This is a genomic window from Nocardioides sp. URHA0020, from assembly GCF_000620705.1.
GTDB lineage: Bacteria > Actinomycetota > Actinomycetes > Propionibacteriales > Nocardioidaceae > Nocardioides.
Genome location: NZ_KK211166.1, coordinates 18,524 through 30,667, shown reverse-complemented (window position 1 = coordinate 30,667; position 12,144 = coordinate 18,524). Strand labels below are relative to the sequence as shown.

General features: G+C 71.9%; 12 protein-coding genes. 8 read left to right on the top strand and 4 right to left on the bottom strand.

The features are described from left to right. The first annotated feature begins 34 nt into the window (after positions 1 to 34). A complete protein-coding gene (locus N542_RS0104485; RefSeq protein WP_028642904.1) occupies positions 35 to 388 on the top strand; it encodes a hypothetical protein in 354 nt (117 codons plus the stop codon). Then, positions 375 to 755: a DUF5130 family protein gene (locus N542_RS0104480; protein WP_051551396.1), complete on the top strand. Its 381-nt coding sequence runs from the start codon at positions 375 to 377 to the stop codon at positions 753 to 755. Before N542_RS0104485 ends, N542_RS0104480 begins: the two co-directional genes overlap by 14 nt. A gap of 86 nt (positions 756 to 841) precedes the next feature. On the opposite strand, the gene pepN is transcribed toward N542_RS0104480, so the two are convergent. Next, on the bottom strand, positions 842 to 3,397 hold the full coding sequence (gene pepN / locus N542_RS0104475; protein WP_036506463.1) for an aminopeptidase N: 2,556 nt from the start codon (positions 3,395 to 3,397) through the stop codon (positions 842 to 844). A 62-nt stretch (positions 3,398 to 3,459) separates the two neighbouring features. Between pepN and chrA the strand changes: the two genes are divergently transcribed. The 6 genes from chrA to N542_RS0104445 are packed head-to-tail and all read left to right on the top strand — an operon-like array spanning position 3,460 to position 9,471. Continuing rightward, entirely contained in the window at positions 3,460 to 4,815 is a 1,356-nt protein-coding gene (chrA, locus tag N542_RS0104470; protein ID WP_028642901.1) for a chromate efflux transporter, read from the top strand. Between the two features lie 38 nt (positions 4,816 to 4,853). Beyond that, on the top strand, positions 4,854 to 5,468 hold the full coding sequence (locus tag N542_RS0104465; RefSeq protein WP_028642900.1) for a mycothiol-dependent nitroreductase Rv2466c family protein: 615 nt from the start codon (positions 4,854 to 4,856) through the stop codon (positions 5,466 to 5,468). A 58-nt stretch (positions 5,469 to 5,526) separates the two neighbouring features. After that, a complete protein-coding gene (gene metG / locus N542_RS0104460) occupies positions 5,527 to 7,341 on the top strand; it encodes a methionine--tRNA ligase (RefSeq protein WP_028642899.1) in 1,815 nt (604 codons plus the stop codon). Further along, complete coding sequence (locus N542_RS0104455; RefSeq protein ID WP_036506459.1) at positions 7,338 to 8,021, top strand: glutamine amidotransferase-related protein; 684 nt, start codon at positions 7,338 to 7,340, stop codon at positions 8,019 to 8,021. The genes metG and N542_RS0104455 overlap by 4 nt, the downstream gene beginning before the upstream one ends. Next, complete coding sequence (locus N542_RS0104450) at positions 8,008 to 8,850, top strand: class I SAM-dependent methyltransferase (RefSeq protein ID WP_028642897.1); 843 nt, start codon at positions 8,008 to 8,010, stop codon at positions 8,848 to 8,850. Before N542_RS0104455 ends, N542_RS0104450 begins: the two co-directional genes overlap by 14 nt. 9 nt (positions 8,851 to 8,859) lie before the next feature. Further along, positions 8,860 to 9,471, top strand: a complete 612-nt coding sequence (locus tag N542_RS0104445) for a LysE family translocator (RefSeq protein ID WP_028642896.1) — start codon at positions 8,860 to 8,862, stop codon at positions 9,469 to 9,471. Between the two features lie 12 nt (positions 9,472 to 9,483). On the opposite strand, the gene arfB is transcribed toward N542_RS0104445, so the two are convergent. The 3 genes from arfB to N542_RS0104430 are packed head-to-tail and all read right to left on the bottom strand — an operon-like array spanning position 9,484 to position 12,134. Further along, complete coding sequence (gene arfB / locus N542_RS0104440; RefSeq protein ID WP_028642895.1) at positions 9,484 to 9,915, bottom strand: alternative ribosome rescue aminoacyl-tRNA hydrolase ArfB; 432 nt, start codon at positions 9,913 to 9,915, stop codon at positions 9,484 to 9,486. Between the two features lies 1 nt (position 9,916). Continuing rightward, complete coding sequence (locus tag N542_RS0104435) at positions 9,917 to 10,291, bottom strand: CoA-binding protein (protein ID WP_051551395.1); 375 nt, start codon at positions 10,289 to 10,291, stop codon at positions 9,917 to 9,919. Positions 10,292 to 10,334: 43 nt separating this feature from the next. Continuing rightward, positions 10,335 to 12,134: a hypothetical protein gene (locus N542_RS0104430; protein WP_028642893.1), complete on the bottom strand. Its 1,800-nt coding sequence runs from the start codon at positions 12,132 to 12,134 to the stop codon at positions 10,335 to 10,337. Positions 12,135 to 12,144: the final 10 nt, after the last annotated feature.

The window sequence follows — 12,144 nt, the reverse complement described above, 5'->3', positions numbered from 1 at the left end:
CGTGTGACGCATCCGACCGGATACGATTCCGTCCGTGACCACGAAGCTCGCCCGCCACGCCCGTCGTACCTCTGCCGTCCTCCTCGCGGGGGCGCTCGTCGTGGTCGCCGGCGGTCCCGCCGGTGCGGACGTGCCGGAGGGCTGGAGCGACCCCGCAGCGGTCGACCCGTGGGAGGCCGTGCTGCTCCTGGTCGGGGTGCCGCTGCTGCTCTTCCTGGTCATCACCGCGCTGGTCGTGATCCCGGGCGTCATCAAGGGCGAGCGGTTCACGCCGGGCGGCCAGGCGACCCAGGACCAGTGGTTCGGCGGACCGAGCAAGGGCACCGCCGCGCTGCCCGCCCCGGACAACGATGAGTCGAAGGCCGGTGGCGCAAGTGGGCGTTGGTGAGTTCAACACCGCGGAGCGGTTCCAGATCGACGAGGCGATCCGCGGCGCCGAGCAGGTCTCGCGCTTCGAGTTCAGCGTCTTCGTCGGCCGCTCGGGCACCGACCCGCGCGCCTTCGCCACGCAACTGCACAACTCGCTGGTCGCTCCCTCGCGCAGCATCCTGATCATGCTCGACCCGGCCGCGCGGGTGCTCGAGATCGTCACCGGCGGCACCGTGCGGCGCAACATCACCGACCAGGAGGTCGAGCTCACCACGCTGCAGATGCAGTCGTCGTTCGAGTCCGGTGACCTGGTCGGCGGGCTCCGCCGCGGGATCCAGATGCTCGCCGACCACGCGCGCGCTCCGGACACCCTGCACGCCGACTGATCCGCGACCCCGACGCAGCAACAGGGCGGTGACCTTCGTGGTCACCGCCCTGTTGTCGTCCTACGGCAGTCCGACGCGCCTGTCGCTCAGGCGCCGCTGCCCTGCTCGTCCCTGGCCTGGGCGGCGAGGGCGCGAGCGACGTCGGCCCGGCCCTCGCGCACGTAGCGCTTGGCGGCCGGGTTGGCCGACGAGGTCTCCAGCCACGCGTCGACGCGGTCGAGGAGCTCCTTGCTCGCCAGCTGCTTGGGGAAGATGAACTCCAGTGCGGTCGACGCGCGCTGGGTGCCGCGCTCCTCCCACAGGGTGTCGGCGGCGGCGAGGTACTTCTCGACGTACGGCGCCAGCACCTCGTCCTGGCCGTAGGCCTGGAAGGCGAGGACGACGCTGCGCTGGGTCTCGTTGGCCACGTCGTCGCGCACCATCGCGATCTCCCACGCCTCGGCCTTCGCCTCGGCCGTGGGCCGCAGTGCGCGGGCCGCGGCGGCGTGCTCCTGGCCGGAGTTGGTGTTGTCGCGCTCGAGCTCGGCGGCGATCCGGTCCGCGTCGGCGCGGCCGTTCTTGGCCAGCCCGTTGAGGATCGTCCAGCGCAGGTCGGTGTCGACCGCCAGGCCGTCGAAGACCAGCGAGCCGTCGAGCAGCCCGGCGAGGTCGTCGAGGGCGGCGTCGCTGTGCGCCGCGGCGGCGTACGCCCGGGCGAACGACAGCTGGTGGTCGCTGCCCGCAGCCGCCTCCTCGAGGAGTCGGCGCAGGCCCTGCTCCCAAGTCGCGCGCAGCTCCGCACGGTGCCCCGGTGCGGAGTACTGCGTGACGGCCAGGGCGGCGTACGTCGGGATCCGGCTGACGCCGGAGGCGTCCGTCTCGGTCGCGATGGCGCTGAGCACCAGGGTGACGAAGTCGGTCGCGCTCATCTCGGCGTCGCGGGTCATGTCCCACGCGGCACCCCAGCACAGGGCGCGGGCGAGGGAGTCGTCCAGCGTGGCCAGGCCGCCGACCACGGTGGCCAGCGAGCGCGGGTCGAGCCGGATCTTCGCGTAGGCGAGGTCACCGTCGTTGAGCAGGAGCAGGTCGGGCTGGCGGGCGCCCACGAGCTCCGCGACCTCGGTCAGCTCGCCGTCGACGTCGGTCTCCAGCGACGTGCGCCGGACCAGGTGGCCGTCGACCTCGTCGTACAGGCCGATGGCGAGCCGGTGCCGGCGCAGCGTCGGGAAGTCCTCGGCCGCCGTCTGGCGCACCGCGAACGACGTGTAGCTGCCGTCGGCGTCCAGCTCGAACTGGGCGGCGAGGGTGTTGACCCCCGAGGTCTGCAGCCACTCCTGGGCCCACGACTCGAGGTCGCGACCGGAGGCCGTCTCGAGCGCGCCGAGGAGGTCGGAGAACTCGGAGTTCCCGAACGCGTGGGTCTTGAAGTAGGCGCGCACGCCCTCGAGGAAGTTGTCGAGCCCGACCCAGGCCACCAGCTGCTTGAGCACCGAGGCGCCCTTGGCGTAGGTGATGCCGTCGAAGTTGACCTCGACCGCCTGCAGGTCGACGTTGTCGGCCGCGATCGGGTGGGTGCTGGGCAGCTGGTCCTGACGGTAGGCCCAGTTCTTGCGGACGTTGGCGAAGCCGGTCCAGGCGTCGTCGAACTCGGTGACCTCGGCGGCGGCGTGGTAGCACGCCCACTCCGCGAAGGACTCGTTGAGCCACAGGTCGTCCCACCAGCGCATGGTCACGAGGTCGCCGAACCACATGTGGGCCATCTCGTGGAGGATGACCTCGACCCGGAAGGCGTAGAACATCCGGTCCTGGCGGCTGCGCGGGAGGTACTCGTCGCGCAGCGTCACGCAGCCCGCGTTCTCCATCGCGCCCATGTTGTACTCCGGCACGTAGAGCTGGTCGTACTTGCCGAACGGGTAGGGGTAGTCGAAGGCGTCCTCGAAGAACGAGAAGCCCTGCTCGGTGACCTTCACCAGCTCCTCCACGTCGAGGAACTCGGCCAGCGACTGGCGGCAGTAGTGGCCGAGCGGGATGTCGCCGTGCTTGCCGGCGTACGTGTGCTGGACCTCGTGGTACTCGCCCGCCACGATGGCGGTCACGTACGTCGAGAGCGGCTTGGTCGGTGCGAAGCGCCAGATCGCGCGGCCGGCGTCGAGCGCCTCGGACTCCGGCGACGGGGAGTTGGAGATGACCTTCCAGTGGTCGGGTGCGGTCACGTGGAAGGTGAACGGCGCCTTCAGGTCGGGCTGCTCGAAGGTGGTGTAGACGCGGCGGGCGTCGGGCACCTCGAACTGCGAGTAGAGGTAGACCCGGTCGTCGGCGGGGTCGACGAAGCGGTGCAGGCCCTCGCCGGTGCGCGAGTAGGTGCAGTCCGCGCGGACGACGAGCTCGTTGTCGGCCTGCAGGCCGGTCAGCGTGATCCGGCTGTCGGCGTACGCCGTCGCCGGGTCGATCGCGACGCCGTTGAGGGTGATCTCGTGGATGGTCGCGTCGACGAGGTCGGCGAAGGTCTCCGCGCCGGTCTCGGTCGACGTGAACCGGATCGTGGTGGTCGAGCCGAAGGTCGTGTCGCCCGTCGTGAGGTCCAGGTCGATGGAGTACGACGTGACGTCCAGGAGGGCGGCGCGGGTGGCGGCCTCGTCCCTGGTCAGGTTGGTTCCAGGCATGCGAAGCATCCTGCCACCCGGGCAGCGGCGGACGAAAAGGAGATGGCGGGCATCATGAGCGCGTGAGCGATCCCGGACGCCATCTCGTCCCGCTGCGGACGGCGACGAAGGCGTGGTTCCTGATCTCGCTCCAGACCTTCGGTGGGCCGGCCGGCCAGATCGCCGTGATGCAGCGCGAGCTGGTCGACGAGCGCCGGTGGATCGGCGAGCGTCGCTTCCTGCACGCGCTCAGCTACTGCATGCTGCTGCCCGGTCCCGAGGCGCAGCAGCTGGCCGTCTACACGGGGTGGCTGCTCAACGGATGGGCCGGCGGGCTGATCGCCGGCGTGCTCTTCGTGCTCCCCGGCTTCGTCGCGCTCCTGGTGCTCTCGGCGGTGTACGTCGCGCACGGCGACAACGTGCTGGTGACCGGCCTCTTCGTCGGGCTCGCTCCCGCCGTCGTCGCCGTGGTCGTCCAGGCGGTCTTCCGGATCGGCGGTCGCGCGCTCGGCCATCCGGCCCTCGTGGCGATCGCGGTCGCGGCGTTCCTCGCCCTGGCCGTGCTGGCGCTGCCGTTCCCGCTGGTGGTGATCGGCGCCGGGGCGGTCGGCTGGCTGGTCGGCCGGCTGCGCCCCGACGTCATGGTGGCGGGCACCGGGCTCGACGCGGACGGCGGCGACGCGCCCCTGGTGGCCGACGAGGGGCTGCACCGCGTGCGTCCGTCGGCCCGCCGCAACCTGGTGATCCTGACGGTCGGCCTGGTGCTGTGGGTGGCGCCGGTGGCGATCGCGTGGGTCGTCGCGGACAGCGAACCGTCGGTCTTCGTCGACCAGGGCGTCTTCTTCGGCGGGATGGCGCTGGTGACCTTCGGCGGCGCGTACGCCGTGCTCGCGTACGTCGCCCAGGCCGCGGTCGGCACGTTCGGCTGGCTGACGGCCGGCGAGATGACCAAGGGGCTGGCCCTCGCGGAGTCGACGCCCGGCCCGCTGATCATGGTCGTGCAGTTCGTGGCGTTCCTCGGTGCCTACCGCGACCCCGGCAGCCTCGACCCGTGGATGGCGGGCGTGCTGGCGTCGGTGATCGTGGTCTGGGTGACCTTCGTGCCGAGCTTCCTCTTCATCTTCCTCGGTGCGCCGTACGTCGAGCGCCTCCGCGGCAACGCCGCACTGTCGGCCGCGCTGACGGGGGTGACGGCCGCGGTCGTCGGCGTGATCGCCAACCTCGCGCTCTACTTCGCCCTGCACACCCTCTTCGCGGAGGTCCGTCGGCTCGGCCGGCAGCACCTCGGGCTGCTGGTGCCCGTGTGGGACTCCTACGTGTGGGAGTCCTTCGTGCTCATCCCGGTCGCCCTGGTGATGGTCTTCCCGCTGCGCTGGTCGGTGCTGCGCACCCTGGGTGTCTGCGCGCTCGCCGGCCTCGGCCTGTCGCTGCTGGGCTGATCGGGAATAGTCGACCGGCCCAGGGGTTTGCACCAGGTATGACCACTGCGCCGAAGACCAACGCCGACTTCTGGTTCGACCCCGCCTGTCCCTTCGCCTGGATCACCTCGCGCTGGATCCTCGAGGTCGAGAAGGTCCGCGACATCGAGGTGACCTGGCACATCATGAGCCTCGCGTTCCTCAACGAGGACAAGGACATCCCCGACGAGTACCGCGAGTTCCTCAAGACCGCCTGGCAGCCGGTGCGCGTGGTGCAGGCCGCCAAGCAGAAGTACGGGCAGGAGGCGCTGCTCCCGCTGTACACGGCGCTGGGCACCCGGATCCACGTCCAGAAGCAGGACAAGGACCGCGCGATGATCGAGTCGGCGCTCGAGGAGGCAGGTCTCGACCTGGCCCTCGCCGACGCGATGGACGACTCGTCGTACGACGACGCGATCCGCGACTCGCACCGCCGGGGCATGGACCAGGTCGGCAACGAGGTCGGCACGCCGACGATCGCCTTCAACGGGCACGCCTTCTTCGGGCCGGTCATCAGCAAGGCTCCGAAGGGCGAGGACGCCGGCCAGATGTGGGACGCGTTCGTGACGCTGTCGGCCTTCGAGCACTTCTACGAGCTCAAGCGCAGCCGGACCGAGGACCTCGACTTCAGCTGACCCCGGGGCGAGCGACGCCGGTAGAAATGACGTGGCGGTCGATCCCTAGACTCCTGCCATGAGCAAAGTCCTGTCCGCCGTCGCCTGGCCGTACGCAAACGGCCCGCGCCACATCGGCCACGTCGCCGGTTTTGGCGTGCCCTCCGACGTCTTCAGTCGGTACATGCGGATGGCGGGCCACGACGTGCTCATGGTCTCCGGCTCCGACGAGCACGGCACCCCGATCCTGATCGCCGCCGACGAGGCCGGGGTCACCCCCCAGGAGCTGGCCGACCAGAACCACCGGATCATCGCCGAGGACCTGGCGTCCCTGGGGCTGACGTACGACCTCTACACGCGCACGACGACGCGCAACCACCACGCCGTCGTGCAGGAGCTCTTCCTCGGCGTCTACGAGAACGGCTACTTCGTCGAGCAGACGACGTACGGCGCGATCTCGCCCTCGACCGGCCGCACCCTGCCGGACCGCTACATCGAGGGTGAGTGCCCCATCTGCGGGTACGACGGCGCGCGCGGCGACCAGTGCGACAACTGCGGCAACCAGCTGGACCCGCACGACCTGATCAACCCGCGGTCGAAGATCAACGGCGAGACCCCGGAGTTCATCGAGACCCAGCACTTCTTCCTGGACCTGCCGGCCCTGGCCGAGGCGCTGGGGGAGTGGCTCGACGAGCGGGCCGCCTCGGAGACGTGGCGGCCGAACGTGATCCGCTTCAGCCAGAACATCCTCAAGGAGATCCGCCCGCGGGCGATGACCCGCGACATCGACTGGGGCATCGCCGTACCTCTCGACGGGTGGCGCGAGAACCCCACGAAGAAGCTCTACGTCTGGTTCGACGCCGTCGTCGGCTACCTGTCCGCCTCGATCGAGTGGGCGCGCCGCTCCGCCGAGTCCGGGGCGGGGGACAGGGACGCCTGGCGCCAGTGGTGGAACGACCCCGAGGCCCTGTCCTACTACTTCATGGGCAAGGACAACATCACCTTCCACAGCCAGATCTGGCCCGCCGAGCTGCTGGCCTACTCCGGCAAGGGCGACAAGGGCGGCAAGCCGCGCGAGTACGGCGAGCTCAACCTGCCGACCGAGGTCGTGTCGAGCGAGTTCCTGACGATGGAGGGCAAGAAGTTCTCCTCCTCCAAGCGGGTCGTGATCTACGTGCGCGACCTGCTCAGCCGCTACCAGCCCGACGCCTTCCGCTACTTCGTCGCGGCGGCCGGCCCGGAGGCCCAGGACTCGGACTTCACCTGGGCGGAGTTCGTCCGCCGTACCAACGACGAGCTGGTGGCCGGGTGGGGCAACCTGGTCAACCGCACCGCGACGCTGATCTCCAAGAACTTCGGTGAGATCCCGCAGGCCGGCGAGCTCAGCGCCGAGGACCGGACGATCCTCGACACCGTCGACGCGAGCTTCGCGGTGGTCGGCGACCTGATCTCCCGGCACCGGCAGAAGCAGGCGATCGGCGAGGCGATGCGCACGGTGGCCGAGGTCAACAAGTACGTCTCGGACTCCGAGCCGTGGAAGCTCGCCAAGGACCCCGCGGACCGGGAGCGGCTCGGCACCATCCTGTCCGTGATGGCGCAGTGCGTGGCCGACCTCAACCTGGTCCTCAGCCCGTTCCTGCCGTTCGCGGCCAACGAGGTCGACCGGGCGCTCGGCGGCGCCGGCGACATCGCCCCGATGCCCCGCATCGAGGAGGTCGACGACCTGGACGGCGGCGCGCCGTACCCGATCATCACCGGCGACTACACCGCCGTCCCCGCCTGGGAGCGCAAGCCGCTCGTGGCCGGCACGCCCATCGGCAAGCCGACCCCGATCTTCACCAAGCTCGACCCGCTGGTCGTGGACGAGGAGATCGCTCGGCTGGCCGGCGAGTGAGCACCGTCGCGCTGCTCGGCGAGGACCGAGGTCATCGCAGCCACCGGGAGCTCAACGCCCTGCGGCCCCAGCTGGCGGAGCTCGGCGTCGAGACGACCTGGGTGCCGAGCGACTCCGCGTTCGGCATCAGCCGGTACGACGGCGTCTGGCTGGTGCCCGGCTCGCCGTACGCCGACGACGATGCGGTGCTGCGCGCCCTGTCGGTCGTGCGCGAGCGCGGCATCGCGTTCCTCGGGTCGTGCGGCGGGATGCAGTACGCCGTGATCGAGTTCGTGCGCTCGGTGCTCGGTGAGCGGGCGACCCACGCGGAGTCCGACGGAGAGGCCGACGACAACGTCGTCGGTGCGCTGGCGTGCAGCCTGTACGGCGAGGAGTGCCTCGTGACGCCCGTGCCGGGGAGCCGCTTCGCCGGCTGGGTCCCCGAGCCCTTCGCCGGGATGCACTTCTGCAACTACGCCCCCACCGCCGAGGTCGTGGGGAGGCTGGTCGCCGCGGGCGTCGTCGTCGGTGCGACGGCGGACGACGCGGGGGCCGAGGTGCTCGAGTTCCCGGACCACCCCTTCTACGTCGCCAGCATGTTCCAGCCGCACATCGGGGCCCTGGCCGGTGCTCCGGTGCACCCGTTGGTGCGCGCCTTCGCGGCTGCGGTGCGGGAGAGCGCTGCCCGTGCGCGAGGGTGAGCCGAGCCGGACCGCCTTCGGGGCCGCGGTCTACCGCGCCGTGCACCAGGACCTCGACGGCGGGGCTATCTTCGCCGACCCGCTCGCCTGGCAGATCCTGGGCGTCGACCGCGAGGCGGTGCTCGCCGAGCCGGAGGCCACGGACCGCGCGCGGCTCCGCGTCTTCATCGCCGCCCGGCACCGCTTCGCCGAGGACGCGCTGGCGGCCGCCGTCAAGCACGGAACCCGGCAGGTCGTCGTGCTCGGCGCCGGGCTGGACACCTTTGCCTACCGCAACCCGTACGCCGGCACCCGGGTCTTCGAGGTCGACCACCCGGCCACCGGCGCGTGGAAGCGCGAGCGGCTCGCGGCGGCGGGCATCGCGGTGCCCGACACCGTCACCTACGTCGGCGTCGACTTCGAGACCGACGACCTGACGTCGCGCCTGGTCGAGGCCGGTCTGGACGCGGGCGAGCCGGCGTTCTTCCTGTGGCTCGGGGTGGTGCCCTACCTGACCCTGGACGCGGTCACGGTCACGCTGCGCGCGATCGCGTCGGTGCCCGGCGGCGAGGTCGTCCTCGACTACACCAACCCGGTGCACGACCTCCTCGCCACGGCGCAGGGAGACCGGGCCGACCTGCTCGCGCGCGTCGCCGCCGTGGGCGAGCCGCTGACCGCCGGGCTCGACACCGGGGCCCTGCACCGGCTCCTCGACGACCTGGGCTTCGGCGAGGTCGAGGACCTGGACCGCCCGCAGATCCGCGAGCGCTTCCTCGGTCGTCCGGGCGGCACGGAGACCGGCGGAGCGCACCTGCTCCGGGCCCGGTCCGGACGGTCCGCACCGCGGTAAGGTCGCTCCATGAGCCTGGCGTTCCTGGTGACGGCACTGGTCATCGTCGCGACGCCCGGCACCGGCGCGCTCTACACGATCGCGACCGGGCTCGCCCGCGGCACCCGGGCCAGCGTGCTCGCCGCGTTCGCCTGCACGCTCGGCACCCTCCCGCACCTGCTGGCCGCGGTCACGGGCCTGGCTGCCGTGCTGCACGCCAGCGGCGTGGCCTTCGAGACCATCAAGTACCTCGGGGTCGCCTACCTGCTCTGGATGGCCTGGTCGACCTGGCGCGACACCGGTGCGCTGACGGTCGACGCCGACGGCGGCCCGGCGTCACGTCGTCAGGTGATCGCCTCGGGCATCACGCTCAACCTGCTCAACCCCAAGCTGACCATCTTCTTCTTCGCGTTCCTGCCGCAGTTCGTCCCCGCGGGCTCCGCCCACCAGCTGGTCCACATGCTGCTGCTCAGCGGGGTCTTCATGGCGATGACCTTCGTCGTGTTCGCGGCGTACGGCGTGGGCGCCGCCGCCCTGCGCGACCGGGTGCTGACCCGGCCGCGGCTGGTGCGTCGGATCCGTCGGGCGTTCGCGGCGTCGTTCGTCGCGCTGAGCGCGCGGCTGGCGGTCGAGACCCGCTAGGTCGGGCCGGGCTCACGAGTCCTCGACGCGCCCGCGCAGCGACTTGGTCCGACCACGCTGCTTCTTGGCGTCGAGCCGCCGCTCCTTGGAGCCGCGGGTGGGCTTGGTCGCACGGCGCTGCGGCGGCGGCGGTGCGAGGGACTCGCGCAGCAGCTCGGCGAGCCGCTCGCGTGCGGCGACGCGGTTGCGGTGCTGCGAGCGGTGCTCGGACGCCACCACCCGGACGACGGAGGTCGGCAGGCGCCGCAGCAGCCGCTCGCGCTGGGTGTCGGTGAGCGCCGCGGACCCGGCGACGTCGTACTCCAGCTCCACCCGGCTGTCGGTGGTGTTGACGGACTGTCCGCCCGGCCCGGGGGAGCGGCTGAACCGCTCGACGAGCTCACCGGCCGGGATCACCAGGCCGTCGGGGATCCCGGGTCCGGCCGGCACCCGGAGGTCGTCCACGTCAGCCCCGCGCCCGCCACTCGATGGCCGGGCAGGTGTCCATCACCATCGGCACGCCTGCGGCGACGGTGCGCGCGAACGCCGACTCGTCGATGACGCCGAGCTGGAACCACACGCCGCGCGCCCCGACGGCGACGGCCTGGTCGGCGAACGCGCCGGCCGCCGCGGAGCGCCGGAAGACGTCGACGACGTCGATCGGGAAGGGCACGTCGGCGAGCGTCGCGTAGCCCTGCTGGCCGAGCACGGTCGGCGCCGACGGGTGGATCGGCACGATCCGCTTGCCGCGCTGCTGGAGCAGGCCGGCGATCGAGTACGCCGTACGAGCCGGGTTGCCCGAGAGGCCCACGACCGCCCAGGTCTCGCAGTCGTCGAGCATGAGTCTCACGGACTCCGGGTCCTGCCACCCGGTCACGAGGTGCTCACGGACGGTTCGTGACCGGCGGCGGGCCGGTCACGACGACGGGGGCGTCCTGGCCGACGGGCGGCACCGGAGCATAGAGGCCGGACCTGGCGCCGCGCACGTAGGTGACGTAGCGGTGCGCCGAGGCGGGGATCTGCACGCGAGCGGCGTTGCCGCGAGCCAGGTAGATCGTGGTGAAGCCGTGAGCGCGGGCCGACCTGAGCACCTTGAGCGCGCGCGCCTGTCCGCCGGACAGGCTCGACAGCATCTTCACCTGGACCCGGGACTGCCAGCCGGTCCCGTAGGCGCGCTGCGCGGCGGCCGCCAGGTTGGTGAAGGCTGCGTCGAGGGCGACCTTCGTGGTGAAGGGCCGGATGTCCTTGACCTCCCACTCGACGGAGATGCCGTAGACGGCGTTCTGCTTGAAGGTCATCACCGCGTTGCGCAGGCCCCGGTGTCGGCGGATCGACGACCAGGAGTGCGTCTCGAAGCGGCCCTTCCGCAGCCAGCGCGGGTTGAAGGGGGCGCCGTGCGCGTTGACCCAGCTCAGGTCGGCAGGACGCGAGACCCGGGCCGATCCGCGGCGCAGCGCTGCGTGCGAGCGGTAGGAGAGCTGGCCGTCCTGGTCGATCCACGTGTAGCCGTGGGCGGCCGCGTCGCGGGTGCCGCGCAGCGAGTCGGCGACCACGCCGCCGGCGCCGGCGATGGGGGTGTTGTTGTGGTAGAACGCCCGGCCGGGTGCCGCGAAGGACACGGTGCCCACGACGGTCTGGTAGCCCGGCTCCCCGGCGTCGCGCCTGCGGTCGAGGTCGAGGTCGACGTACGCCGTGTAGTAGCCGGTGGGGTAGCCCGTCGTCGTGCCCGGGCCGGGGAAGGCGACGAGACCGAGGACGTCGGTCACGGCGGTGACGGTCGTGGCGCGCACGCCCGCAGCGGCTCCCGAGGAGTAGCCGACGAGCCGGACCGGTGCGCCGGCCACCGGCTGGCCGTACTGGTCGGTCACGCGCGTCGTGATCGTGACGGCGCGGGTCCCCGGCAGCGTGGTGGTGGTGGACCGCACGGCGCTGATGGTCTGGGGGTAGGTCGGTGCGTCGACCGCCTCGGTGGAGGTGCCGTCGCTCAGGCGGACCGGCACCCGCTTGGGCGCCGGCGACTGGGCGGCGTACGCCGACAGCTCGACGGGGACCGTGAACGTCCGAGCCGCACTGTCGTAGACGCCGCTCGGGCTGCGCAGCCTGGACGCCGCCGCGGTGGCGGTCGCCGTCGGCGGCAGCGGTGCGTCGGCGACGGGCCCGACGGCTCCGGTCGTGGTGCCGGAGACCGCGGCGAACCAGCGGCCGTCGGCGCGCTTGAAGACGCCGACCTGCGAGGTCCGGGCGCCGGGGCTGGTGAACGCGAAGCGGCTGGCGCTCGCGGCCAGCGTGACCGACTCCTCGGCGTCCACCCCGACCGGTGCGCCGGCGCTGTCGTAGCCGGTGGCCCGCAGGCGCACCGGTCCGTTGCCGGCCGACTGCCAGGTCGTCTCGAACACCGTGGAGCCGGTACGGCGCAGCAATCGGCCGCCGATCGGCTGCCAACTGGCGCCGTTGTTGGTGCTGGCGGCCAGCTGGACCGCCGTCACGCCCGGGTCGGCCCCGAGCACGACGTGGACCTTGCCGGCCGTCGTACCGCCGTCGACCGGGGTGTAGAACGCCACCGGCGAGGCGCTGGGGGTGGGTGGCTCCGCGGCCTCAGTGGCAGCCGCGAGGGCGTTGCCCACGAGCAGTGCTCCGAGGGTGGCGACGACGCCTCGTCTCAGATGGGTCCCGACCGGCGCCATGGCACCGCCC